The organism is Atopobium fossor DSM 15642 (assembly GCF_000483125.1).
Taxonomy (GTDB): Bacteria; Actinomycetota; Coriobacteriia; order Coriobacteriales; family Atopobiaceae; genus Atopobium; species Atopobium fossor.
In genome coordinates, this window is record NZ_KI519553.1 from 770534 (window position 1) to 795868 (window position 25335).

The 25335-nt window shown below is 44.7% G+C and carries 25 protein-coding genes; 10 read left to right on the plus strand and 15 right to left on the minus strand.

Annotated features, from left to right (window positions below):
- Positions 1–10 precede the first annotated feature (10 nt).
- Both G469_RS0106310 and G469_RS0106315 read left to right on the plus strand, forming a co-directional pair.
- A complete protein-coding gene (locus G469_RS0106310) occupies positions 11–994 on the plus strand; it encodes a P1 family peptidase (RefSeq protein WP_051353805.1) in 984 nt (327 codons plus the stop codon).
- Positions 995–1026: 32 nt separating this feature from the next.
- Positions 1027–1830: a class I SAM-dependent methyltransferase gene (locus G469_RS0106315; protein WP_028264336.1), complete on the plus strand. Its 804-nt coding sequence runs from the start codon at positions 1027–1029 to the stop codon at positions 1828–1830.
- Positions 1831–1879: 49 nt separating this feature from the next.
- Here G469_RS0106315 and G469_RS0106320 read toward each other — a convergent pair whose 3' ends face one another.
- Together G469_RS0106320 and glf are read right to left on the minus strand one after the other, a co-directional pair.
- Complete coding sequence (locus G469_RS0106320) at positions 1880–2926, minus strand: glycosyltransferase family 2 protein (RefSeq protein WP_028264337.1); 1047 nt, start codon at positions 2924–2926, stop codon at positions 1880–1882.
- Between the two features lie 9 nt (positions 2927–2935).
- Positions 2936–4138 carry a UDP-galactopyranose mutase gene (gene glf / locus G469_RS0106325; RefSeq protein ID WP_028264338.1) on the minus strand — a complete coding sequence of 401 codons (1203 nt, stop codon included), beginning with the start codon at positions 4136–4138 and terminating at the stop codon, positions 2936–2938.
- A gap of 197 nt (positions 4139–4335) precedes the next feature.
- On the opposite strand from glf, the gene pta reads away from it, so the two are divergent.
- Entirely contained in the window at positions 4336–5313 is a 978-nt protein-coding gene (gene pta, locus G469_RS0106330; RefSeq protein ID WP_028264339.1) for a phosphate acetyltransferase, read from the plus strand.
- Positions 5314–5473: 160 nt separating this feature from the next.
- Here pta and G469_RS0106335 read toward each other — a convergent pair whose 3' ends face one another.
- Positions 5474–7210, minus strand: coding sequence for a 2Fe-2S iron-sulfur cluster binding domain-containing protein (locus tag G469_RS0106335; protein ID WP_028264340.1), 1737 nt, complete (start codon positions 7208–7210; stop codon positions 5474–5476).
- On the minus strand, positions 7204–9027 hold the full coding sequence (locus G469_RS0106340) for an NAD(P)-binding protein (protein ID WP_028264341.1): 1824 nt from the start codon (positions 9025–9027) through the stop codon (positions 7204–7206). Before G469_RS0106340 ends, G469_RS0106335 begins: the two co-directional genes overlap by 7 nt.
- A 210-nt stretch (positions 9028–9237) precedes the next feature.
- Here G469_RS0106340 and G469_RS0106345 point away from each other — a divergent pair, with 210 nt between their 5' ends.
- Entirely contained in the window at positions 9238–9804 is a 567-nt protein-coding gene (locus tag G469_RS0106345) for a GNAT family N-acetyltransferase (protein WP_051353806.1), read from the plus strand.
- An 81-nt stretch (positions 9805–9885) separates the two neighbouring features.
- Here G469_RS0106345 and G469_RS0106350 read toward each other — a convergent pair whose 3' ends face one another.
- From G469_RS0106350 to rnd, 6 genes are all read right to left on the minus strand, one after another.
- Positions 9886–11064 carry an acetate/propionate family kinase gene (locus tag G469_RS0106350; protein ID WP_028264343.1) on the minus strand — a complete coding sequence of 393 codons (1179 nt, stop codon included), beginning with the start codon at positions 11062–11064 and terminating at the stop codon, positions 9886–9888.
- Positions 11065–11180: 116 nt separating this feature from the next.
- Complete coding sequence (locus G469_RS0106355; RefSeq protein WP_028264344.1) at positions 11181–11519, minus strand: HIT domain-containing protein; 339 nt, start codon at positions 11517–11519, stop codon at positions 11181–11183.
- Between the two features lie 52 nt (positions 11520–11571).
- Entirely contained in the window at positions 11572–11838 is a 267-nt protein-coding gene (gene xseB, locus G469_RS0106360) for an exodeoxyribonuclease VII small subunit (protein ID WP_028264345.1), read from the minus strand.
- 11 nt (positions 11839–11849) lie between these two features.
- Entirely contained in the window at positions 11850–13196 is a 1347-nt protein-coding gene (gene xseA, locus G469_RS0106365; protein WP_035425611.1) for an exodeoxyribonuclease VII large subunit, read from the minus strand.
- A gap of 12 nt (positions 13197–13208) precedes the next feature.
- A complete protein-coding gene (locus G469_RS0106370) occupies positions 13209–13904 on the minus strand; it encodes a zinc metallopeptidase (RefSeq protein ID WP_028264347.1) in 696 nt (231 codons plus the stop codon).
- 91 nt (positions 13905–13995) lie between these two features.
- Complete coding sequence (gene rnd, locus G469_RS0106375) at positions 13996–15126, minus strand: ribonuclease D (protein ID WP_028264348.1); 1131 nt, start codon at positions 15124–15126, stop codon at positions 13996–13998.
- An 83-nt stretch (positions 15127–15209) separates the two neighbouring features.
- Here rnd and G469_RS0106380 point away from each other — a divergent pair, with 83 nt between their 5' ends.
- A complete protein-coding gene (locus tag G469_RS0106380; RefSeq protein ID WP_028264349.1) occupies positions 15210–16187 on the plus strand; it encodes a diacylglycerol/lipid kinase family protein in 978 nt (325 codons plus the stop codon).
- Here G469_RS0106380 and G469_RS0106385 read toward each other — a convergent pair.
- From G469_RS0106385 to G469_RS0106395, 3 genes are all read right to left on the minus strand, one after another.
- Positions 16184–16513, minus strand: coding sequence for an AzlD domain-containing protein (locus tag G469_RS0106385; protein ID WP_028264350.1), 330 nt, complete (start codon positions 16511–16513; stop codon positions 16184–16186). The genes G469_RS0106380 and G469_RS0106385 overlap by 4 nt on opposite strands.
- Positions 16510–17199, minus strand: coding sequence for an AzlC family ABC transporter permease (locus G469_RS0106390; protein ID WP_245579128.1), 690 nt, complete (start codon positions 17197–17199; stop codon positions 16510–16512). Before G469_RS0106390 ends, G469_RS0106385 begins: the two co-directional genes overlap by 4 nt.
- Positions 17200–17294: 95 nt before the next feature.
- On the minus strand, positions 17295–17882 hold the full coding sequence (locus G469_RS0106395; RefSeq protein WP_028264352.1) for a TetR/AcrR family transcriptional regulator: 588 nt from the start codon (positions 17880–17882) through the stop codon (positions 17295–17297).
- 195 nt (positions 17883–18077) lie between these two features.
- Between G469_RS0106395 and G469_RS08590 the strand changes: the two genes are divergently transcribed.
- The 4 genes from G469_RS08590 (at position 18078) to G469_RS0106415 (ending at position 23243) form a co-directional block, all read left to right on the plus strand.
- Positions 18078–18569, plus strand: coding sequence for an HD domain-containing protein (locus tag G469_RS08590; protein ID WP_035425415.1), 492 nt, complete (start codon positions 18078–18080; stop codon positions 18567–18569).
- Between the two features lie 2 nt (positions 18570–18571).
- Positions 18572–19147: a putative ABC transporter permease gene (locus tag G469_RS08595; protein ID WP_051353807.1), complete on the plus strand. Its 576-nt coding sequence runs from the start codon at positions 18572–18574 to the stop codon at positions 19145–19147.
- Between the two features lie 68 nt (positions 19148–19215).
- On the plus strand, positions 19216–22500 hold the full coding sequence (locus G469_RS0106410) for an ABC transporter ATP-binding protein/permease (protein ID WP_028264353.1): 3285 nt from the start codon (positions 19216–19218) through the stop codon (positions 22498–22500).
- A 17-nt stretch (positions 22501–22517) separates the two neighbouring features.
- Positions 22518–23243, plus strand: a complete 726-nt coding sequence (locus G469_RS0106415; protein ID WP_028264354.1) for an acyl-[acyl-carrier-protein] thioesterase — start codon at positions 22518–22520, stop codon at positions 23241–23243.
- Here G469_RS0106415 and G469_RS08600 read toward each other — a convergent pair.
- A complete protein-coding gene (locus G469_RS08600) occupies positions 23236–23502 on the minus strand; it encodes a hypothetical protein (RefSeq protein ID WP_156908411.1) in 267 nt (88 codons plus the stop codon). The two genes, G469_RS0106415 and G469_RS08600, sit on opposite strands and share 8 nt — an antisense overlap.
- Positions 23486–24814, minus strand: coding sequence for a Y-family DNA polymerase (locus G469_RS0106425; RefSeq protein WP_028264355.1), 1329 nt, complete (start codon positions 24812–24814; stop codon positions 23486–23488). The genes G469_RS08600 and G469_RS0106425 overlap by 17 nt, the downstream gene beginning before the upstream one ends.
- Positions 24815–25015: 201 nt before the next feature.
- On the opposite strand from G469_RS0106425, the gene G469_RS0106430 reads away from it, so the two are divergent.
- Positions 25016–25327, plus strand: a complete 312-nt coding sequence (locus G469_RS0106430; protein WP_028264356.1) for an MGMT family protein — start codon at positions 25016–25018, stop codon at positions 25325–25327.
- Positions 25328–25335: the final 8 nt, after the last annotated feature.

Below are 25335 nucleotides of genomic sequence, written 5' to 3' on the forward strand. Positions count from 1 at the left end.
CGGAGGATTCATGAATCTTACTTCTATCACTCAAATTCCAGGTATTTATGCCGCCAATTACACCAATGAAAAAGCCGCTACAGGTTGCACGGTTATCATTTGCCCCGAGGGAGCTACTGGTGGTGTAGACGTCCGCGGTGGCGCCCCTGCCACTCGTGAAACAGACCTGCTCCGCCCAGAGGAAACGGTGGATGTCCTACACAGCATTGTTCTTTCTGGCGGCAGCGCCTATGGTCTGGAGTGCATGTCTGGCGTAGCAAACGAACTAGAAAAGCGTGGCATCGGACTGAATGTAGGCGTTGGTATTGTTCCCATTGTAAGTGGAGCCTGCATTTTTGACCTTGCGTGCGGCAATCCTTCTATTCGTCCAACCCTTACAAACGGTGTAGCGGCGGTAGCAGAAGCATTGGATAACAACTCTTGCCTTCAGCGCGGAAATGTTGGCGCTGGTACCGGCGCAACTGTTGGCAAGCTTGCTGGACCTTCTCGTGCTATGAAGGGAGGTCTTGGCGAGAATATCCAGGTAAGTGGCAATCTTATCTGCGGAGCTGTAGCTGCAGTAAATGCTTGCGGCGATATTGTAGACCCTGTGACTAATATGCCAGTAGCAGGCGTTTTAGATGAACGTAATCCCTCATGTATCGCAAGTACCACAGACTTGCTGGTTACTATGGCAGCACAGATGCCTTTGTCGCGCACCAACACCACCATTTCTTGTGTAGTAACCAACGCAAAACTTACCAAGGCTCAAGCCACTAAAGTAGCTCAGATGTCTGCAGATGCCTATGCTCATGCTATTAGACCAACACATACTACCAATGATGGTGACACTATCTTTGTCATGGCAACGGGACAAGTAGAGGTCTCGGTAGATGTATGCGGGGCGCTTGCAACCAAGGCACTAGAACAAGCAATTGTAGATGCAGTAACACAAGCTAAAACTGCTTACGGTTTTACAGCGGCTTGTGATTTAAAAGAACGGGCACGTACATAGTATTTTTAAAAAGAGAAGGTGTGGTGCACAAAATGAATACATTCAAAGGAGTAGCAGACACCCTATTTATTCCTCTTACTGCAAGAATATATATGTCTCAACGATTTCCAGAGTATTTTTACGACTCCAAAGCTTTGGAGTTATCATCTCTGCTACCAGATGATAGTATCAAAAAGAATTCTTCAGAGTACTCCATGATTGCATCGGTAGCGCGTTATTACAATTTGGATGAGATGACAAAAAACTTTATTACCGCCCATCCAACATGCAATATTGTTAATCTTGGTTGTGGATTAGAAACAGCGTATGATCGCATTGGTAACAAAACAGCACTATTCTATGAAATAGATTTACCAGAGGTCATAGAAACAAGAAGAACAATCCTTGGGGAGCAGAGAAACGAAAAACTTATTGCTGGCAATCTGTTTGATTTACAATGGGCAAAGCATGTAGAAGACCAAACTCTACCTACCCTACTCATTGTCTCTGGTGTGTTTCAGTATTTTCATGAGACAGAGGTGCTCGCCTTTATTAAAAAGGTGCGTGAGGTATTTACAGAAGCAGAACTCATCTTTGATGCAACCAATAAAGCGGGGATTCGATACGCACAAAAATATGTAAAGAAAACTGGCAATACCTCTGCCATGATGTATTTCTTTGTGGAGAACAATGAAGAATTTGCCAAAAAAGCAGGTGTCACATTACTTGAACACCGACCCTTTTTTACGGCAGCAAGAAAACTCATTGGGAAAAGAACGGGTCTTTATACTCGAATAGCCATGAAGATATGTGATGATTTAGGTAGAGCAAAACTCCTGCATCTAAAGTTATCCTAAAATTTTAGACATGTACGCATGAGCAAAGACAACAAAGCGTCTTTGCTCATTAGTTAAATTTGTAAAGCTTTTGAGCTACGCGATAAATATAAATGGTGGTCTTAATGCCAGCCTTAGTAGGGAGATTGGTAGCAAAACCAACAACACCGCGGCGCGCTCGCCTATACATACGATCATCGTAGGCTTTAAGCTCATCCCATAAGGCTTGGCAATTTTCCATAGCATCTGGCTTATCTGACATGCGTGAATATACCGAACAAACAGCCATCATGAGCGTAAAGTGATTGCACATATAGCTACGTAACTTGGCGATTTCAATATCATCATACAGGTGATAGGCATGCATCATAATGCGCGTAACAGCAAGCTGCTGATTGATACGAGAAATAGCTACGCTCTCGTTAATGGACTGATCATCACGACCAATAAAATAACGATATAAATCAACGTCCAGATAATACAAAGTTTTGCAACGTGGAAGAGGAACGTAGGCATAAATGTTGTCTACATAGAAGGTGTGTGCTGGCATAGGAAGGCCACCATCCAGCAGCACATCTGTGCGATAACACAACGAATGCATGAGCAAATTTTGCGTCATCATGAAGTGACCAATATTTTTCCAGCCAATAACACGATTGCGCGGCAAAGCATACTTAAAGTCCACAATATTTTGCTTGCCGTCTACCACATGCTCAAACACGTAGTTAGTGATAACCAGGTCTACTCGCTCATCCATATCTATAAAACGACGAAGTTGAGTAAGAAGCGCCTGTAGAGCCGAAGCCTCTACCCAGTCATCAGAATCGATAATCTTAAAGTACTTGCCTTGCGCATGATTAAGCGCAGCAAGAACAGCCATACCGTGACCACCATTAGGCTGATGGACAGCCGTAATAATGTTGGGATAGCGTGCTGCCCATGTATCCGCCACCTCGGATGTACGATCTTTGGTAGAACCATCATCAACAATACAAATATGAATGTCCTCTGCGAAATTGGAACCTTCCAAAATCGACAGAATACATCTATCCATATAGTCTTCCGAGTTGTAACACGGAATGCCAAAGGTAATAACTTTGTTTTGACTTGCAGACATCAAACTACCTTATGCGCGCTGGGCAATAATCTCGTCACACAGATTAAGAGCAGATGCACATACGCCATCCATGTCGTAATAGCGATACTCTGCCAAACGACCTGCGGGATGGAAGTTTACCAAACCGCGAACGCGATCACGATACTGCTCATACAGCGCGCGAGTATCATCCTGCAAAATTGCATAATATGGTGTCTCACCACTGCCGGGCTCAAACTCCTTGGAGTACTCACGCATAATGGTGGTCTTGCCAGGAACAACCTGACCAGTCATATTTTTAAACTCAGTAATGCGTGTAAAATCTTCAGAAGTAGTGTAGTTAACCGTACCAACAGGCTGGAACTGGTCTGTATCCAAAGTCTCAAACTGCATGTCCAAAGTGCGGTAAGGAAGACCGCCCAAATCTAGATCAAACAGCTCATCGAGAGGACCGGTATAAATAACCTCGCCTCCGTAAGGACGCTCACGAACTACCACGTTTGTCTCGGTAACGCTAAGAATATCACGCACATCAACGTTAAGAAACACATCGATAAGGTCATGGTCCAACATGTGTTCAAACATCTTGGTGTAACCCTGAGCAGGCATACCTTGATGTGGAGCCTGAGGGAAATAACGATCATCGTCACCTACAAAAATAGGTACACGACCCGTAATAGACTTATCAATCTGATCGGGTGTCTTGCCCCACTGCTTCATGGTGTAGTAGAGAAAAACGTTCTCGTAAACGTAATCTGCAACCTCAGCCAGCTCTTCATCATTTTTATCACGCAGTTCCATGATAGGAACCTTTTTATTCTCACCAAACGTAGCAACGAGCTTTTGATACAAACGCTCGCCCTTCTCGTCACCAAAAGCAAGTTTAAGTGAAGTGTGGTTAAAAGGAACAGGCATGAGCGTACCATTAATGTTTGCTAAAACCTTATGCTCGTAATCCGTCCACTCGGTAAAGCGAGAAAGGAACTGATGGACGCGATCGTTAAACGTATGATAGATGTGAGGACCATACTTATGAACTAAAACGCCAGCAGCATCTTCGTAGTCATACGCATTGCCTGCAATGTGATCTCGACGCTCGATAACAGCTACTTTGTATCCACATGCCTCGGCCAACCTACGAGCGCAGGTAGCTCCAGCATAACCAGCGCCTACGACCAAAACATCGTATGTATCAGCATTAAAGTTAGCAGGTAATCCATACTCACAATTCATGTTTATCCTTCCCTAGGCCACCTGGCCCGCAGGCTCAAAAAAAGCGAGTGTAGGTCAATCCCACATCTCGGTCGTATGGTCGATTTTATCACGTGTGTCTATAATGGGGATACATCGCGCAAAACGTCCGTTGGTTGTGCATAATCGCACCATCGCTCGTTTGCACGATTACAGAGGAGATTTTGGGAGGATTTTGCATGAGTGATTTTTTAAATCGCATGAAAGACGCAGCTAGAGCAAACAAAAAAACTATCGTTTTGCCCGAGGGTGAAGACCCACGCACCTTGGCAGCTGCTCGCATGATTGTGGATGAGGGTATAGCCAACCTTGTAATCCTTGGCAACCCTGACGAAATAAACATCGATGGCGTTACCGTAATTAATCCTGTTACCTCTGAGAAGCACGAAGCATATGCACAAAAATTTGCTGAGCTGCGCGCAAAAAAAGGTGTAACCATTGAGCAGGCACGTGCCCAGATTAATGATGCAACCTATTTTGGCACTATGATGGTCAAGATGGGTGACGCTGACGGTTTAGTTTCTGGTGCTTGTCACTCAACAGCAGACACTCTGCGTCCCGCTTTGCAAATCCTTAAAACTGCTCCTGGCACTAAGCTTGTCTCGGCATTCTTTATTATGTGCACTAACAAAAATACCTTTGGTGAAAATGGCACGATATTGTTTGCAGACTGTGGTCTTAACATTGCTCCTACTGCCAACGAACTAGCCGAAATTGCAGCAGCTTCTGCAAGCTCTTGGAAGACATTCATGTCCGATGAACCTCGCGTAGCTCTGCTTTCGTACTCCACCATGGGTTCCGCTGGTGGCGAGACTGCAAAGAAGGTCCAAGAGGCTACTTCTATTGTTAAACAGGCTTATCCCGAACTTGCTGCTGATGGAGATTTGCAGCTTGATGCCGCTTTAGTACCAAGTGTAGCTCAGCTCAAAGCACCTGAGTCTAAGGTTGCTGGTAAGGCAAACATTTTAGTCTTCCCCACCCTAGAAGCTGGCAATATTGGCTACAAGTTGGTTCAACGCTTTGCGGATGCCGAAGCGTACGGCCCCATCCTGCAGGGTATTGCAAAGCCCGTTAATGATTTATCCCGTGGTTGCTCCGCAGAAGACATTGTGGGTGTTGTAGCTATTACCGCCGCTCAAGCCCATATGGCAAAATAGTTTTTACAGCAGCTCTGTGCTTCCATAACGCAATACATACAGCTGCTTATTACTTATATGGCGAGCAAGAAAACCCCGAACGTTTGCTATTAATCAAGCGTTCGGGGATTCTTATGTGTGTACTGCCGAGTCTTGGTACACACAGATGAAGTTGCATATACTACAGGCTTGCTGCCATAGTCCAACTGTGATGATTAGTATGTAAAAACTCCTCACTCGTATGAGATAAAGGTTCGCCCAAAAACTCGCTATAAATCTGCTTGATGGCAGGATTGTCATGAGAGTTGCGCCGCATCATACTCGCATCGGTACGGTACAGCTTCTTACTACGTGCTGGCACCAAAGAATATCCTTCGTGAATGGGTTGGCCACCGCCATTAACACAGCCTCCAGGACATGCCATAACCTCTACAAAATCAAAGTGTTTCTCGCCAGCCAAAATAGCATCACAAAGCTGTTGAACGTGAGCAAGTCCAGAAACTGCAGCTACCCGGACAGTTGTTTCTCCCAAAACATAGGACGCCTCGCGCCAAGGATGAGAACCTCGAACTTCTATAAAAATATCGTCCGGCGCATTAACGCCATTAACACAGTGATAGGCCGTGCGCAATGCCGCCTCCATAACGCCGCCTGTGGCACCAAAAATTACTCCCGCACCCGTACCCTCTCCCAGAGGGTTATCAAACTCAGACGGCAAGAGGTCATGCACGGCAATGTGGTTTGCACGAATCATGCGCACCAATTCACGTGTGGTCAACACCACATCTACATCACGCAGCTCATCCGCATTGCACATATCCGGAATCTTTGCCTCGGACTTCTTCGCAATGCACGGCATAACTGACACACTAAACACACTTGAAGGCTCTACACCAATCTGCTGCGCAAAGTAAGATTTAACTACGGCACCCATCATTTGTTGTGGAGACTTGCATGTAGAAATATAGTCCACAAGCTGGGGGTAATGAGCCTTGGCATATCGCATCCAACCGGGACAGCATGAAGTAAACAAGGGCAGACCACCGTTTTGAGACTGAGGCAGATGCTCTAGCAACTCAGCCGATTCCTCCATAATGGTCAAATCTGCCGAGAAGTCCGTATTAATTACATAATCAAAACCAAGCTTTCGTAAGGCTGCCACAAGCTGTGATAAGTTTGCATCGGCTGGCTCTATACCAAATTCTTCACCCCAAGCAGTACGAATAGATGGCGCAATTTGGACAACACAGCAGGTATCTGGATCTGATAGTGCATCCCACACACGCTCGGTATCATCGCGTTCACGTAAAGCGCCAGTGGGACAATTCACCACGCACTGACCGCACAAAGTACAATCGGCCTCGCTAAAGTCCTTACCTCCTACCACATCCACTACTGCATGATGTGTACGGCTGGTCATACTCCACACATGGGAGTTTTGAACCTTATCGCATACCTGAATACAGCGATAACAACCAATACACTTGCTGTTATCTCGAATAAGCGGATAGTCTTTATTCCAAGGTGTAAAAGGCACATGAGTATTGGGAAAATCCTGATAGTAAATACCTAGGTCATTAGACACGTTTTGCAATGAACAATTACGGGAACGCACGCAGCTGGTACAAGAAGAGTTGTGCGTAGACAGCAACAATTCTACGTTCATACGACGGGCTTCTCGCACCTTCTTACTGTTGGTATGCACCACCATGCCATCTAAGACGTAGTTATTGCACGAAGCCACTAACTGATCAATGCCTTCGATCTCCACAATGCACACACGACAAGCACCAATCTCGTTGAGATCCTTGAGATAACACAGGGTGGGAATATAAATACCAGCCATGCGGGCGGCATCCAAGATGGAAGTTTGCTCGGGTACCGTTACCTGAATGTTATCGATAGTAAGCGTTACCACTGCATGTTCCTTCCACCCCTAAAAGCACCAAAGCCAAAATGATCACAACGCAAGCAGCGTGATGCTTCTTGCATGGCCTCTTGCTCGGTTAGACCAATTTCCACCAAATCCCAATCATGCTTTCGTACATTTGCTTCGCGTGATGTCTCCTCACAACGAGCACACAGGGTTTTACCCTTAAATTTAACAGGAGGCATCTCTACATTATGTTTATCGATAATATGAGAAAATCCGAGGTAATGATCTATATTTGCTGCAGCCACTTTACCCGCATTAATAGCACGGATAACTGTTGCGGGACCAGACTCACAATCACCACCCGCATAGACTCCAGGAAAACCGGTAATGGAGCCATCTTCTTGTGCCACAATACGATCCCATTTGGTAGGAATACCTTGATTAGCAAAATCAGTAGAGTCAATCTCTTGACCAATAGCAACCACTACACGCTCACACTCAATAATGCGCTCAGGCAAATGTGCAGCACGTGGCGCTGGACGGCCGCGACGTGGTGCACCAATAATTTGTGGCTGAACCGCCAAGCCTTCTACATATCCCTTTGGAGCTACAATACGAAGCGGTGCGTGCAAGTCTAAAATCTCACATCCTTCCGCAGCGGCTCCTTCAATTTCTTCATCCTGGGCTGTCATGTCTTGTGTACGGCGGCGATACACGATGGTGACCTTTTGAGCGCCACAGCGAATAGCAGAACGAGCCACGTCCATGGCCACATTACCACCACCAATAACACACACCCGCTCCTGACTAAAATCAGGGATGGTACCGTCTCCCACCAAGCGAAGCATCTCAACAGCAGACAAGACACCTACTGCATCTTCTCCTTCAAGTCCCAATTTTTTATCAGTATGTGCACCAATAGCCATATAAACGGCATCAAAATCACGTTTAAGCGCCACAATATCATCCACACGGGTATTTAAATGCGTGGTAATACCACAATCCAAAATCCACTGAATTTCTGAGTCGAGACGCTCGCGAGGCAGACGATAATTTGGAATGCCGTAACGCAACATGCCACCCAGGTTTTCTCGTTGCTCAAAAATTTCCACACGGTGACCCATAACAGCCAAATAATATGCTGCGGATAATCCTGCGGGACCACCACCAACCACTGCAATACGCTTACCGGTAGGCTTTGCCATGTGTGGGCGGTACTCGTGTGTAGGATTATCTACCGCAAAGCGCTTAAGTGCACGAATATTCATGGGGTCATCCACCATGCCACGCCGACACTCAAACTCACACGGATGTTCACACACATATCCACATACCAGCGGAAGCGGATTATCCTTACGAATTAAACGAATTGCTTCGGTAGTTTGGCCAGCTTCAATAAGGGAAATGTAGCCAGGTATATCTACGCCCGCAGGACAACTTGACACACACGGCACCATCAGCGATTGAGAAAAACCACAGGCACGATGCTTCATGTGGTACTCAAAGTCCTCCCTAAAACTCGTAATAGCCTTAAGTGCCATGTCACCAGCTTCGTAACCAATAGCGCAATCTGCAGACTCGTAAATGGTTCGTGCTGTCCTCTCGATAAGATCAAGCATATAGGGTTCAGCAGTGCCATCAAGCACTGCTTCCATAAGCTCTTGCAGCTGAACTAAGCCCACTCTACAAGGTGTGCACTTGCCACAACTTTGCGTTGCGCACATTTGCACAAAGGCTTTAGTAAATTCAACTGGACAAGGTGATTGAGAACTAGCCGAAAGCCTTCTTTCAATTGCATCGTGTAGGCTTTCCATTACGGTTTGAGCTTCATTTTGCACCATAACGTGCAGACGAGCCATAAATCGTATCCTCCCCTTTTATCAAAGTTCTCGTGCTTGTTCGTAGTCGTATCGTGGCGTGCGTACAAAACACGTGTCTACTATCCACTACAAATTGCGATATATCAGTGGGGAGAAAAATTTTTTGACTGCTCGGTACAAATTGATAAGCGAACGTATAAAATAGTGCAGCTATTTGCATCAATTAAGGAGAAAGGGTGACTTACTTATATGGATATCACTTCTTTGGTATTTCAGTTTAACGCTAGCAAGCCACTTCCTCAGGGGCTGAGTGTTGCAGTAGCACAGCCTACTGATGTAGATCAAATCATGGACACCATTAATGCTGCTCGCGCTATTATGCGAGCTAACAACAACTATAAGCAGTGGATGACTGAGTATCCTTCTCGTGAGCTCATTACCCAAGATATTGCTGCTGGTCGTGGTGTTGTATGTATAGATGAAAATCATAACGTGATTGGCTATATGGTTTTATTCTTTACACCCGAGCCAACCTACGCCTCTTTGGATGGCAGCTGGCTCAATGATACGGATCCTTATGTGACCGTTCACCGAATTGCAGTACGTAAATCTGGTCTAGGCGTTGGCTGCATGTTGATGCAACTTGCTATGAGTTGTGGTCTAAGTGTACGCGTAGATACCCATGAGGTTAATACGCCCATGCGCAATCTTTTGGTAAAGCTTGGCTATACGCAGTGTGGCATCATCATTATTGAAGATGGTACTCCTCGCATAGCATACCAATGGTTACCCAGCACTAAAGATAACACGAAGTAACACAATCAGATGATTTAAATAAAACTCCCAGCAGCTCAGATGAACTGCTGGGAGTTTTTTCATATATAAAATTCTGTTAGATTATTTGCCCAAGAGTGTCTCTACGTCCATAGCAATCATAAGCTCTTCGTTGGTGGGGATTACCAGTACCTTAATAGCAGAATCCTCGGTAGAAATAACACGAGGCTCACCAGAGCGAATCTTGTTAGCCTGATCATCCAGCTTAACACCCAACCACGCAAGCTCTTGAGCAACACCAAGACGCATGATGTCGGAGTTCTCACCAATGCCAGCAGTGAATACCATAGTGTCAAAGCCATGCATGGACTGAGCCATCTCGGCAATAAGCTGAGAGGTGCGATAGTAGAACATGTCAAGCGCAAGTTGGCAGTTCTTATTACCCTGAGCCGCACCCTGTTCAATATCACGGGAGTCAGAAGAAACAGCAGAAAGAGCAGCTAAACCAGACTGCTTGTTCATCATGGTATCTACCTCGTCTACGGTGTAACCACCAACACGCTGCAGATAAAATACGGTTGCAGGATCCACCGTACCTGTACGGGTGCCCATGATAAGACCATCAAGAGGAGTTAGACCCATGGTGGTATCCATGACCTGACCATCCTCAATGGCTGCCAAAGAAGCACCAGATCCAAGATGACAACTCACCAGCTTATGAACCTTATCGCCCAAAACCTCGTGGGCGGTACGCCAAATAAAGCGATGAGAAGTGCCATGAGCGCCATACTTACGAATATGCAGCTTGTCTACTACATTGCGAGGAAGCGCATAACGCCAAGCCTTCTCAGGCATGTTGTAGTGAAATGAAGTATCCGCAACAATAACATTGCCAATTGAGGGGAACATCTCACGACAAATTTCAATTACATCTGCTTCTGCATAATTGTGCAGAGGAGCTAAAGGAGCTACCTCACGAACCCAAGCTAAGGTCTCATCCGTTACCACCTTGGACTCAGGAAAATACCAACCACCCTGAACAACACGATGACCAATACCCTCGATCTTATTGGTATCAAAACCAGCCTGATCAAGAATCTCAAATACGTGCTGAATAGCCGTTTTATGGTCAGGCAGTGCCACTTCAAGCTTAGACTTAACACCATGCTCTTCGTGACCAATAAACGAATCGTTAATACCAATACGCTCACAGTTACCCTTTGCATACACCTCATGTGTAGTGGTGTCCAACAACTGGTACTTGAGTGATGAGCTACCTGCATTGATAACCAGGACGTTCATGTATTCTCCTATACAATTAATGAATAGCCGTCTTACTATGTAACAGTACAACTCTTAAATAATACGACCAACCGTGCAAAATGCTACACGATTGACCGAGGTCAATTAAAAAACCGTTAAGCGAGGCTATCTGATAAACGCTTACCGCCCAAAACATGCCAGTGAAGGTGATTGACCGTTTGACCGGCATCTGCACCTACATTAGTTAGCACACGAAAACCACTGTTTTGTATGCCCGTAAGTTCTACCACCTGCTCCACACAATCTACCATAGCCATAAATGTTTGAGCATCTACTCCATCCAACATGTTGTCATGGTGATTTTTGGGAACCACCAACACATGCACGGGAGCCAGAGGAGAAGCATCGTTAAAAGCTGCCGCAAACTCGTTTTGATACACCATTGTGGTTGGAATCTCACCATTAGCAAGTTTGCAAAAAATACAATCGCTCATTGCACTACCTTCCTCATATGTAGCTTTATATGTTATACGTCAGTTTTGTTCACTACTCATCGATAAAAGCTGTGGAGGGTGCTGCCGTAGTATCGGGTACAACTGCTGCAGAGGCATCCAACAAAACTTGTACGCGCTGCTCCGCCTGAGCAAGGCGCTCGCGCAAATCATTAAGTAGCTCTACACCTCTGTTGTATTTCTCAAGCGCAATCTCAAGCTCAAGATCACCACTTTCCAGCGAACGTACAATTTGCTCAAGCTCAATGTTTTCCTCTTTAAAACTAAGATCCTTAAGAGGGGTTGGCACTGGTTGATCCATACTTGGTGCTCCTATTCTGTGGAAGATTTGCCCTGAGTCTTGGTAACGGTTACATCCAACTGGCCTGCATTCAGCATAACCGTTAGATTGTCATTAGGAGAAACTTGACTTGCATCACTTACTACAGACCCTGATGTCGTGCGAACAATAGCGTAGCCGCGAGAAAGTACATTAAGCGGAGAAAGTGCCTGCAAAAAAGCAGCTTGCCGATCAAGCGCGAGAACATATGGACGTGTCATGCGAGCACCCACACTCGTAAGGCGTGTACTCAAATGAGAAACATCTCGCAAACGCTGTTCCACAACACGAGGTAATGCATCCATTAAGCGCTGCTCTGTTTGCAGAAGCGCATTCACACGATCATCCACAATGGAGCTCGGATCAGTAAGGCAACGGTGCTTTGCTAGGGCATCGAGGTGTGTTTTCTCTACCGATAGACGACTTTGCATGGCAAGTGTTGTGCGATGAACACAAGCATCTACTGTTGTTTTTGCAGATATAACCATATTTGCCATAACGTTTGCAAGGCGGTCTTGCCTATTATTTATTGCCACCACAATCTCTGAAATTGCAGGAGCCACACTTTCTGCAGCAGCGGTTGGTGTAGAGGTGCGCCGATCTGACACCATGTCACAAATAGTGACGTCTGGCTCATGTCCAATACCTGTAATAACGGGAATAGGACAGGCTGCAACAGCACGCGCTAAAGCCTCGTCATTAAAGCACATAAGGTCCTCATACGAACCTCCACCGCGAACCAATAAGATACAATCTGGCTGCGCTTGCGCAGCTATCTGTAACGCCTGTATGATTGTTGGCGCTGCTGTAGCACCTTGTACTGAACAACCAGCACACAAAAGTTCAACTAAGGGATTACGGCGCTGCAACGTACGACGCACGTCTTCTATAACACTGCCCGAAAGTGAAGTTACTACCGCTACGCGTGTACAAAAGGCGGGAATCTTACGCTTACGCACAGAGTCCATAAGACCCTCTGCCTCTAGCTTTTTAGCCAAGGCGGCAACCTGCTGACGTAGTAAACCCTCGCCTGCTACCTCAAGTGTTTTTGCTTTAAAACTCAACTTACCAGAAGCTTCATACACATCAAAAGAACCTGTCATTTGGATTTTAAGGCCATCTTCCAAATGAACATCCGAATTTCTATAGATGTCACGCCATACAATAACTTCCATAGTGGAAACGGCATCCTTGATTTGGAAATAGCAATGACCCGAACGGCTATTGGGTCCCCTAAAACCAGATACCTCACCCACAACGCTCAACAGAGGAATAGATCCCACAGCTTTGTTGGCTAAGTGTATGGCCTGAGAAACAGTAAGTGTGTTTTTGTTTTCCATTTCTACCACACACTAATCCCTTGAAGATCTTGAGAGCAGATACACTAGCTGCAAAATAGAAACAAGCGCAGCAGCAACGTAGGTAAGAGCAGCAGCAGTCAATACCTGTTTTGCGCCCTTCTCGGCCATCTCATCTAAACCAGAAGCGCCAGAAGAGATGTATTTGACGGCACGACGAGAAGCATCAATCTCTACGGGAAGCGTTACCAAGTGGAACACTACCGATGCGGCAAACAATATAATTGCTAGCTGCATAAGGCCTACAAGGTTAAACATAATGCCCGCAAAAAACAGATACATCCATGCGCCAGAAGCAAATTGCACAACTGGGACTAAAGCACTGCGGATCTTCATAGGTATGAAGCCTTTTGCAAATTGCACTGCATGACCCGCCTCATGGCATGCCACTGCAATAGAAGCAACCGAACCACCCATACGATTAGCATCCGAAAGATTAAGTACATTAGTGCGTGGATCAAAATTATCTGTAAGTTCCCCAGCGATGGACTGAATACCTACATTTGATGCGCCACCTGCTTGTAGCATATTGCGCGCAACCTCTGCACCTGTAAGTGCAGTATTAGCATCTACCTGCGACCAGCGGGCATAGGTCCTCTTAATATAAGCTTGAGTACCTAAACCCAAAATAGTGGATACAACTATCAACAGCACGTATGAAATATCGCCACCCATGAGGTAATATGGCATCGCAAAATCCTTTCAAACCAAATGGTATATCCGTAAGTTTGTACGAATATATTGTTTGTACCCACATTAGAGCATAGTGCTCAGACAGTATTTACAGCAGCTCAATCCGACCATCTTTGACCGTTAATCCTGTTTGTCCATCTAGCAATGCTTGCAGCTGCTTACCCACCAAATCATAGCGCCAGCCCTGAGAAAGACTTGACTTCTGAGGATGAGTAGCAAACTCATACAAATCATCACGTGTCGAGATAAGCTGCGTAGCTACACCACTTTTCTCGGCAACCACACGAACCATGGCATACATCAAATCGAGCACACTTTCCATATTGGAAGACGGGCGTGGCTTACGTTGGATAGCAGGCATATCATGTGGCAAGCACTGCACACCAATGGAAACTGCCTTACAGATCTCTTCGCAGTCAAGTGAACTGAGTTGCTCGGTACCACGAATACGTTGTAGCTTATGCATAGTGCTAGGAGCTGATTTGCAAATCTCCACAACTGTCTCGTCAGACAACACCCATTTACGTGGAATGTCTCGTGCATCGGCCATAGAATCACGCCAAGCACATACCTCACGCGCCACAGAAAGCTGTTTGCGCGTAAGTGAATTGGAGCGCTTAAGACGCTTATATGCCTCACGCGGAGCCATGCGCCAATGTTGAGGATTACACAAAGATTCAATCTCTGGCATAACCCAACCCAAACGATTTTGGGCAATAAGCATTTTGGTCATTTCTTGGTAAATGCGAGGTAAATAACGTACGTCATCCTCTGCATACTCCATCTGCTCACCATCTAAAGGCCGACGAGACCAATCTGTGAGCGACGCTGCTTTTGGTAGGTGAACATTCGTATATGCTTCCACCAACGCACCATAGCCCATTTGCATGCGGTGACCTAAAAATGCTGCAGCAATCTGCGTATCAAAAATGGGATGCACCACCACACCAAGTGCATAATCAATAACTTCCAAATCTTGCCCGCAGGCATGAAAAATTTTAACCACAGATTCGTCCGCCAAAAGCTCTGCCACAGGCGTTAAATCCTCAATAAGCAAAGGATCAATGGCTGCAGTTTCCTGAGAAGTCCCAATTTGAATCAAACATAGGCGCGGATGAAAGGTTTTCTCGCGAATAAATTCCGTATCAACCGCTACAACCTTCTCGGCACGAGCACGAGCAATAAATTCCTCCATCTGAGAGAATTCAGAGATATACATTAATTCCTTTCGGCAATAAAAATACTTCGCTAGTATCATAGCTAAGGTATGTCGCATAGATATGTAGGCGTAGGAGGTTTTTAATGCGTGCTCTTATCATTCACAATCAGATGTCTGGTTTTGGCTCGGATGCAATTTACGAGTTTGAACGTGCACTGGTTGAACAGGGTGATGAGGCTGTTTTGCGCATCCCTACATCCGATTTTATCCCTGAAAATGTCTTATCAGATGCAAACGATTTTGACCTTATAGTGTTATCTGGTGGCGATGGCACCATGGCATCACTTTTATATTACTTGCGCAATAGCAAGATTCCTACCTGTGTATTTCCTTCTGGCACCTCTAATTTGTTGTTCCTCAATTTGGGTAATGCGCCCGACCCAGCCTCTATTGCACGGGCATGTCGCATTGGGAGAACCATTACCACAGACCTTGGTGAAATGTCATGGACTGACGAAGAAGGCCACAAGCATACTAAAGGATTTTGTCTCATGTCTGGCTTGGGCTATGACGGTGAGTTTATGAGCATGGCAGCGGAAAACAAGTCTACCTTAGGTGAAGCTGCCTACTTTGCTGCCGCAGTTCAAACGCTCAATCCACAGGTTTCTCATTTCATCATTACCGTTGATGATAAAACGTTTGAACGAGATGGCATTTCCTGCATTGTAGCCAACAATGCCATGATTCAGGGTGATATTAACATTGTGCCAGAAAACACTATGACCGATGGTCTACTTGATCTCATTGTGCTTGAGGTAAATCAAACTGTCGAGCTCTTACCTTCTGTTGTGGCATCCATTTTAGACAAGACGGGCAAGGTACTTGAGCGACCCATGATAGAAAGCTTTAAGGGCAAGTGTATTCAAGTCCAAGCAAGTAACCCTATGGCGCTACAAATCGATGGCGATCCCATGGCACATAACATTACTAGCTATAGTGTCCGTGTGCTTGAAAAAGCCAATCGCCTCATTGTAGATGAGGTAAGTTTTTATGCAGATCAGGCTGCACAACCCGACAAAAATCTTCCTGGTTCACGTATAGTTCCTAATCCATTTATCTAAAAGTGGAAAATCAGCAAAAAAGCGTAGGCAATAACACCAACAACTGCACACCATACCAGTGAACGAGTCTTACGAGCCACTATAACTACCAAAGCAGAAGCAATCAGTGGCGCTATGCCACTCCATAGACCCTTCTCGAACATATGAGGAGATAGCAAATCATTAGCAACGAGTGCTGCAAACGCAGCAGTAGGAATAAGCCCTAGTATCTCATTTATGCTTTCTGGCACCGCTTTGCCCTTAAGAATAAGCATAGGCATAACTCGAAACAAAAACATAGTGACGGCACAACAACCATACACTATGAAAAAATCATTTACGCTCATTCTCCCAGCATCCTATCGTACAAAACACCAGAACAAACACCTAAAAGCGCGCCTAGTAAAATTGCAGGACCGGTCAAACCAAGGCACTTGCACGCAAAAACACCAGCCATAGACACTGCCACGACAACTACTGCACGCTTATCTATGCGTTGCGTAAACAACAGACAGACAAAAATTGCAGTCATGGCAAACGACGCAATATTCATAGGGATGGAAATAACGTTGCCCACCAAACAGCCCATCATATTTGACGCAATCCATGAACAGTGACAAAACACATTTACCAGCGTTGCTTTTTGTGGATTCCATGAGGGGTTATCAGTAAAATGCTCCAGATTTATACCAAAGCTCTCGTCCGTTACAGTAGACGCAAACAGCAGAGTTGTGAGCTTGCCTGCATGCTTTGTATGAGGAGCAAGGGCGGCAGAATACAGCATCTGACGTGTATTAACAAAAGAGATACTCATAATAATGGACGCTATAGGTGAACCTGCCATAAGCATATTGGCAGCCATAAACTGCCCTGCACCAGAATAGAACAATAATGATGCAACTAAAATCACCCAAGGACCCAGTCCTGCGGCGCTTTCCAAAATGCCACAGGGAATACCAATAGACACATAGCCAATCATGACAGGAGCAGCGCACACTAATGCCTCGCGCATATCTTTGCTGGAAATGCTCACAACCCGCCCCTCATCCCAGGACTTTAGTAGCAAATATAGATACTACCGTCATATGCATACCTATGTAAGGCACTATCTTATTTCCACGAGTTTATCTATTTAGTTGAAGTAGACGATTCTCCTAAAGAAGCCAAACCTGCGGCTGCCAAGGAATTTACCGTATTGGCAATTTCTTCTGCTGATTGTGTTTGCGTATCTGATCCTAACCACCGCTGCAAAATAGCAACTACGCCACCAGAAACAAATCCTGCAACCGAAACAATCCCTTTTTTAGCTTTGTTAGCATCCACAATACGTGCTTCCAAAAACTCACGAATACGCTCCATAAGCTGGTCATGTACACGCGAATTGAGTAAACAGCCAAGCTCCGAAGTTTTATCGGTAGCCAAGACACGAATCTGCATAAGCACATCCACAATATAATCTACCGAGAAATTTATAGCGTCTCCACCAAATGCATCCTTGATAGATGCAACCGCACAATCCTGTAGTTCATCCACAACAGCAAATACGTTGTTGTAATGCGCTAAAAAGGTCTTTTTAGAAATAAGAGCACGATCAGCAACATCTTTAATAGTAATTTGAGACAAATCGCGTTCAGCCATAAGGGATACAACCGCATCTTTAATTGCACGACGTGTCTTAATAACACGCATATCCAACTGATTTTTGACCGACGCCATATTGTTTTGCCTCCATCAAAACGTTCTTGCACAATTGTGCGCAACTTTTGTTTGTATATCTCACTATAGCAAGTTTTATTACATTTAAGTCACATTTTTTGACTTATTTCCATTTTAGGAAATAATATTATGTAAAGAAATAAATTTATGTCATATACAACAGTACGTATGCAGGCAATGCAGCGAGGATATCATATGAAATTTGCAAACATCACAAATGACTTTGCCCAGCTTGCGGCACCTGTATTGTCTCATCATCGCGTTCGCAGCATGGACCAATTTATTCAACATGGAGCCACAACCACCCTTGATCACTGTATGGCTGTTGCTTACTACTCATTGCTCTTTGTACGCACCTTAGGTATCACTTGTAACGAGAATGACCTGGTAACAGCAGCGCTGTTACACGACTACTACCTTTACGATTGGCATGTCAAAGATGCCTGTCCCGAAGGTCTTCACGGCTTTTCTCATCCTCGTTTGGCATTGCGCAATGCCATGGCAGATTTTGATTTGTCTGAGCGCGCGCAAAACGCCATTAGACGCCACATGTTTCCACTCACGCCTATTCCTCCCAAATACCGTGAGGGTCTTATTATTTGTCTTATTGATAAGGCTTGTTCAACCTACGAAATTTTTGTCAAAGATCCTTGGACTTGGCCGCTTTTGAGGGAACTGGAGGCATAACTATGATGAATCTAGTTTCTGTTGCTGTCATAAGCTTCTTTATCTATGCCTTTTGCGGCTGGATTTGGGAAACGGTTTATTGTTCGTTTATCGAGAAGCGCTTTGAGCGCCGCGGCTTTTTATTTGGTCCCATCTGCCCTATCTATGGCGCTGGAGCTATGGGCAGTGTGCTGATCTTGGGATGGATTGAAAACCCTGTACTACTTTTTGTGGCAGGAGCACTCTTGGCTACCTGTATTGAGTTTGCCACTGCACGAGCTCTTCTCATTGGCTTTGGTAAGCGTTGGTGGAATTACTCGCACATGCCTCTTAACTACAAAGGTTATATTTGCGCGCCAGCAACGCTTCTGTTTGGCGGTTTCTCCGTAGCTTGCGTACACCTCTTACAACCAGCACTTATACAATCGTTACATGTATTTGAACCGCATACCTTAAGTCTTGTAGCAGCCACCCTACTTGTCTTGTCCTCCGTCGATTTTCTCTGCAGCGTAGAGCGCGAGCTCGGACTAGCTTTGTATTTTGGCTACGCCAAAAACCGCATTATGTACGAACTGCATAACTATATTTATTCGCGCTAGAACTCGTCTAATTTGGTTTTCCGGGGGTAGGATTATGACAACCATACCTTTCGTGGAAATTGGATTACATGATTGAGTTAAAAGATATTCGCAAGGCCTACACCACAGGTTCTTTTGTACAAACCGCACTCGATGGCATTTCTGCCACTTTTAGAGATAACGAGTTTGTAGCCATTCTTGGTCAATCCGGCTCGGGCAAAACCACTATGCTCAATATTTTGGGTGGTCTTGACCATGCAAACAGTGGAGAGATTGTTATTAACGGTGTCTCCACCAAACAATATAAAGCTAAGGATTGGGATACCTACCGCAATCACCATGTAGGCTTTGTTTTCCAAAGTTATAATCTGATTCCCCACCAGACCATCTTGTCAAACGTAGAACTTGCTCTTACGCTTTCTGGCGAGAAGGGTTCGCAAAAAAAGGAGCGTGCTCTTAACGCACTGGATCGTGTGGGACTTAAAGAGCATGCCCACAAAAAGCCTAACCAGCTATCTGGCGGTCAAATGCAACGCGTTGCCATTGCTCGTGCTCTGGTAAATGATCCAGACATTGTTTTGGCGGATGAGCCCACAGGTGCGTTGGATGGAAAAACCGGCATTCAGATTATGGACCTACTGCGCGAGGTTGCACATGATCGTCTGGTTATTATGGTTACTCATAATCCTGAGCTTGCTCAGGATTATGCAACACGCATCATTCGTTTGCAGGATGGTAAAATTGTTGATGACTCCATGCCTCCCACTGTTGCCGAAATAAATAGTGTCGGCACACTACAGAGTATATCTCCAGTCCAGAAGCTTCAAAAAACAGGTAAAGCATCAATGTCTTTTTTGACGGCACTGGGTTTATCGGCAAACAACCTTATGACTAAAAAGGGCCGTACTATTTTGACAGCATTTGCTGGCTCGATTGGCATTATTGGTATTGCAGCTATCCTGGCACTATCCAATGGAGTAAATGATTACATTGCCAAAACAGAAGAAAATGCCATGTCCTCTTATCCGCTGACGATTAATGAGAACGCAGCGGATTTTACCAAACTGCTTACCACAATGGCGCGAGCTAATTCCGAAGATAAGCAACAAAATGTTCAAGATAACCACATTGGCATTACTTCAGATGTTTCTTCCATGTTTGATACTGTTAAGAAGAATGACTTACCTGGATTTAAAAAATATATCGAGTCCTCTGATAGCAACATTAAAAATAATTCCAATGCCATCCAATACAAGTACGGCATTGCTCCCAAGTTTTACTTGTCTGCACCCGACGCAAGTACCTTGCCTTTAGGTAAAGTACTTGAATCTAATTCTGAAGGCAGCTCTATGATGGGTCTATCTGCCAGCTTTGGTAGTTCAAGTACTGACTCATTCCAAGAGCTGATTGATAACCAAGAAATGCTTGCTTCCCAATATGATGTTGTTGCTGGTGACTGGCCAAAAAAATATGATGAAGCCGTTTTGGTTTTAGATAATGATGGTCAGTTATCTGACTATACCCTCTACAACATTGGTGTTCTTGATCCTGACATCTTTCGTGATCTTTTAAGCAATTTATCTAAAGACCAAAAATCTACGATAAGCGCTGCTAAAAACATTACATTTACGTATGACGATGCACTTAAACTCACGTATAAGGTGGTTGAGCAAACCAATTTATATCAATTTAATGCTTCTACTAATACCTGGTCTGACATGTCTCGCGATAAGACCTACATGCGCAAAGCTATTGATAATGGAATTACCATTAAAGTTGTAGGTGTTATCCGACCTGCAGAAGGAGAATCTGTTGGCTCTTTATCTCAAGGTATTGCATACACCACAGCTTTAACGCACAAACTTATGGATGACAATGCACAAACAGATATTGTTAAACAGCAGATTGACCATCCCGAGATTGACGTTTTTACCGGTAAAACTTTTGAGGAACTTAAAAATAATGCCAACAAGGGCTTTGATTTGAGCAAGTTATTCTCTGTTGATCAAAAGATGCTTGCTTCCGCATTCTCATTTGATACCTCTAAGCTCTCGAGCTTAAGCTCCACGCTTGATTTTTCCACTTTTGATACCACTACGATGAACTTTGATCCCTCTGCTTTAAACCTAGATACTAATGCGCTTACTCAATCTATTACACCTGACATGCTCTTGAGTTTGTTACAAGGTGCTCCGCAGCCTGATTTTGAGAAGCTCGGTCAAGCGCTAGACACTCTCGATCCTCTACAGCAACAGCAAATTACCGATATGCTTCGACAGATTGCTAATGGCTTTTTGCCTTGGTGGTATACCCAACACCCTGGTGAATCTTTAACGCCACAAACAGATCTTTCTGCAGATCTTGCTGCCTACCTGCAATCCGCAGCAGTACAAGCTCAGTTAAGTCAGGTTTCTTCTCTTGTGGGTGATGCTCTTAAAACGAGCGTCCAACCTTTTGCAGAAGAATACTTTAACAAGCAATTCATTCCTTACTTGCAGCAGCAGATGGGTGACCTTGCACAAAGAGCTGCTCAAAGCATGATGGAGCAAATGAGCTCTGCCTTGCAATCTCAAATGACGGTGGCTATGGGCGGCTTGGCTGAAGCTTTACAAAGCAACATGGCTAACAGTGCTCAAACGTTACAAAGCGCCTTTACTTTTAATCCTTCTGCTTTTGCCAATGCAATTCACTTTAATATGACACAAGAAGAGCTTATGGCTGTGTTTAACAGCCTTTCTTCCGCAAATCGCTATTCATATGATTCAAATCTCACTAAGCTTGGTTATCGCGCGCTCGATAAACCCACTACTATCGAAATCTTCCCTAAAGATTTTGAAGCAAAATCCAAGATTCTGTCTGAAATTGATTCGTATAATGAAAAACGCAACGCAGAAGGCAAATCAGATAGCAGCATTACCTACAGTGATCTTACCGGTACGCTCATGTCCTCGGTTACCAATATAGTTAACATGATTTCCTTAGTATTGATTGCCTTTGTCAGTATTTCTCTTGTAGTAAGTTCCATTATGATTGGCATCATTACTTACATTTCTGTACTAGAGCGTCGTAAAGAAATTGGTATCTTACGTGCTATGGGCGCATCAAAGCGCAATGTTGCCAATGTCTTTAACGCAGAAACCTTTATTGAAGGACTTATTTCTGGCGTATTTGCCATCTTGGTTGTTGTGGGACTCTCCATCCCTATCAACGCTCTTGTTGAGCACCTTAACGGCGTTCGTAACATCATGCAGCTTGCGCCAGCTTCTGCACTTATTCTTATCTTAATTTCTATTGTTTTAACCGTTATAGCTGGTATTATTCCATCTAGATCTGCCGCGGCAGCAGATCCCGTAGAAGCACTTCGGAGTGAATAAGAAATAGAGGTTATAGCTTGTATTCATTTTCTTCCCGCATTCGTTACAGCGAAACTGATGAGCAAGGTAACTTGTCATTGGTTTCTCTTATCAATTATCTGCAGGATTGTGCACTCTTCCAAACGGATGAGTTGGGAGTTGGTTTAGACCATCTAACCCAAAAGCAACTGGCATGGCTTATTGCTGGCTGGCAAATTCAAATTACTCAAATGCCCCAATACGGTCAGGATATTGTGGTGAGCACCTGGCCCACACAGATACAGGGCGTTTTTGCTCATCGCAACTTTACCATTTGTTCACCCGATGGCTTTGAGTACATTCGCGCAGATTCACTATGGTTTATGTTTGACTTTGCCAAACAATCCCCTATCGTACCTCCTGAAGAGGAATGGGGGCCCTACATTGCACAAGCAGAAACACCGCTGGATATGCCAAAGATGTCGCGTAAACTACGCATTGATACGCACTTGGAAGGGGTAGCTCAGCCATCATTTGTGGTAAGCGCCCAACATTTGGACACCAACCACCATGTAAACAATGCACAATACGTTGAATTTGCTCGTGCTGCAGCTGGAGATTCTATTAAAGCTAAGCGCATATTAGTACAGTATGTCTCTGCTGCCATGCTAGGAGATACCATTGTTCCGGTAGTCTACACCAGCAAAGAAGACACAACGGTAAGTCTTAATGCTCCTAATGAGAAACCCTACGCTATAGTAAAGTTTCTTAACGCAATTAACTAAGCCAACCGAGTTTTTCATCCCAAATAGGCTGCACCTCTATGAGGTCTTCTGACCTCATAGGATCATCCGATACTCGATGAACACCGTCTCCGACAAGCGCTTCAAACTCAGCTATTTGTTCTTGTTCACGCAATGCATCTGCAAAGCCCTTAAGCGGCTCAAAAGGCTGAAATATTTTTGCACGATCTGCTAAAGACATGGGTACATGTTGCGGCATGTCCTCTGCAAATGACTGGCATGTCCTATCCTTCTTCTCCACTACGATGACCTCCAATCTGCAAGTTGCGCTCACGGGCAGTAGCTTGTGGCAATAAATCAATGCCACGGAGCAGAGCATTTTTACCAAACTTCTTCTTTACATCATTAACAGTTTGGCTCATAGCATGTTCTTCAGATAATTGTTGTGTATCAGCCAATAAATCAAACTGTGTGCCCGATGCCTGCTCATCAATGACATTACTGGCAGCAAGACCTATTCGATGTATCCTGCGATTTGTTAGGCATTTGTCTGCGAATAGACGGGTTACCATCTTACGAATGTGACTCGAAGAAGACGTAGGTACCACAAAGCTGTAACTGCCAGTAGATGAAGGTCCCAACCGCTGGTGCAAAGCAATAGACTTTTTAATAAGTTCGCGCTCATCTTTACTGGCAGCATATCCAATATACAAAGAAATCCCCGACGCTTGCTTATGCTGCTCTACCAGCTGTAAAGCAAGCTGATCTGCCATCTCTTTACATACGATAAGTGCATCTTGTGGAGTGTAGTCATGGCTGAAAACCTGAGCTGTCGAAAAAGACTGTGTACGCGGCTTATAGTTCTTAATATGTGCCATAGTTGTAGGCTCTATACCCCAAGCATGATCAATAAGAATTTCTGCATCAATACCAAATTCTTGGTATAACGGCTCTGTTGGAGCTGCAGCTAATTGCCCCATGGTATGGATTCCCATAGCAGCGAGCCTGCGAGAAATACCAGGTCCAATCCGCCAAAAGTCTGTAAGTGGCATATGATGCCATAAGGTTTCTCGATAGCTTTGCTCGGTAAGTTCACCAAAAAAATCAGGACGATGTTTGGCAGAGATATCTAAAGCAATTTTTGCTAGATATAAATTAGGGCCCATACCACAGGTAGCAGTAATACCTAAGGTATGTGCAACGTCTGCACGTATAGCCTCTCCCAACTCACGTGCTGTCATGCCATACATAGAAAGATAGCCTGTGATGTCAAAAAACGCCTCATCAATTGAGTAGACAAAAATGTCTTCCTTGGCAATCCATTTGAGATATACACCATAAACTTCAGCCGAACGTTTAATGTATAAAGACATACGCGGCGGTGCCATGATGTAGTGAATATGTTTTGGAATCTCAAACACACGACAACGACCGGGGACGCCTAGAGCTTTCATAGCAGGTGAAACAGCCAGACAAATAGTCTTTGCTGTACGTGTTGGGTCCGCCACCACCAAGTTAGTAGTAAATGGATCCAAACCGCGCTCAAGACACTCTACCGAGGCATAAAATGATTTGAGATCAATACACAGATATGTTTTTTGAGGTTGTTCCATAGGAGTATGACGAGTTGATGATAAACCCTAGAGCAGGCCTAATATCTGAGCAAAAAATACAGCTTCACGCTTATTAGTCTGAACTTCCACGGTTTGCCTCCCCATCCAAACAACTGTTCTATATTGTATACTACTCCTACGGTCAGACAGTGCACATGACAGAGGAATAAAAACTTAAAAATCTAAGCTGAGTTGAGTAAAATGGGTCAATTTAACAAGCAAGTTTATGAAGTAGTTAAGCAAATACCAGCAGGTAGAGTGGCTAGTTATGGACAAATAGCTCGTTTGGTTGGCAAACCACGTAATGCTCGTTTTGTTGGCTTTGCCCTACATGTTAATCCGCAACCTGGTATTATCCCCTGCCATCGCGTGGTATTCAAAGATGGTTCTTTGGCTTCTGGCTTTGCTTTTGGAGGACCAGATGCCCAGCGCAACCTTTTAGAAGCGGAGGGAATTCAATTTTTAGATGATGGCCGCGTAGATATGGAACGTTGTGGCTGGGAAGTTCTCTAACGCCGCAG

Bases quoted from the DNA above. Each gene is read 5' to 3' on its own strand.
- G469_RS0106310 (WP_051353805.1), top strand. From the start codon at position 11: ATGAATCTTACTTCTATCACTCAAATTCCAGGTATTTATGCCGCCAAT.
- G469_RS0106315 (WP_028264336.1), top strand. From the start codon at position 1,027: ATGAATACATTCAAAGGAGTAGCAGACACCCTATTTATTCCTCTTACT.
- G469_RS0106320 (WP_028264337.1), bottom strand. From the start codon at position 2,926: ATGTCTGCAAGTCAAAACAAAGTTATTACCTTTGGCATTCCGTGTTAC.
- glf (WP_028264338.1), bottom strand. From the start codon at position 4,138: ATGAATTGTGAGTATGGATTACCTGCTAACTTTAATGCTGATACATAC.
- pta (WP_028264339.1), top strand. From the start codon at position 4,336: ATGAGTGATTTTTTAAATCGCATGAAAGACGCAGCTAGAGCAAACAAA.
- G469_RS0106340 (WP_028264341.1), bottom strand. From the start codon at position 9,027: ATGGCTCGTCTGCACGTTATGGTGCAAAATGAAGCTCAAACCGTAATG.
- G469_RS0106345 (WP_051353806.1), top strand. From the start codon at position 9,238: ATGGATATCACTTCTTTGGTATTTCAGTTTAACGCTAGCAAGCCACTT.
- G469_RS0106350 (WP_028264343.1), bottom strand. From the start codon at position 11,064: ATGAACGTCCTGGTTATCAATGCAGGTAGCTCATCACTCAAGTACCAG.
- G469_RS0106355 (WP_028264344.1), bottom strand. From the start codon at position 11,519: ATGAGCGATTGTATTTTTTGCAAACTTGCTAATGGTGAGATTCCAACC.
- xseB (WP_028264345.1), bottom strand. From the start codon at position 11,838: ATGGATCAACCAGTGCCAACCCCTCTTAAGGATCTTAGTTTTAAAGAG.
- xseA (WP_035425611.1), bottom strand. From the start codon at position 13,196: ATGGAAAACAAAAACACACTTACTGTTTCTCAGGCCATACACTTAGCC.
- G469_RS0106370 (WP_028264347.1), bottom strand. From the start codon at position 13,904: ATGCCATATTACCTCATGGGTGGCGATATTTCATACGTGCTGTTGATA.
- rnd (WP_028264348.1), bottom strand. From the start codon at position 15,126: ATGTATATCTCTGAATTCTCTCAGATGGAGGAATTTATTGCTCGTGCT.
- G469_RS0106380 (WP_028264349.1), top strand. From the start codon at position 15,210: ATGCGTGCTCTTATCATTCACAATCAGATGTCTGGTTTTGGCTCGGAT.
- G469_RS0106385 (WP_028264350.1), bottom strand. From the start codon at position 16,513: ATGAGCGTAAATGATTTTTTCATAGTGTATGGTTGTTGTGCCGTCACT.
- G469_RS0106395 (WP_028264352.1), bottom strand. From the start codon at position 17,882: ATGGCGTCGGTCAAAAATCAGTTGGATATGCGTGTTATTAAGACACGT.
- G469_RS08590 (WP_035425415.1), top strand. From the start codon at position 18,078: ATGAAATTTGCAAACATCACAAATGACTTTGCCCAGCTTGCGGCACCT.
- G469_RS08595 (WP_051353807.1), top strand. From the start codon at position 18,572: ATGATGAATCTAGTTTCTGTTGCTGTCATAAGCTTCTTTATCTATGCC.
- G469_RS0106410 (WP_028264353.1), top strand. From the start codon at position 19,216: ATGATTGAGTTAAAAGATATTCGCAAGGCCTACACCACAGGTTCTTTT.
- G469_RS0106425 (WP_028264355.1), bottom strand. From the start codon at position 24,814: ATGGAACAACCTCAAAAAACATATCTGTGTATTGATCTCAAATCATTT.
- G469_RS0106430 (WP_028264356.1), top strand. From the start codon at position 25,016: ATGGGTCAATTTAACAAGCAAGTTTATGAAGTAGTTAAGCAAATACCA.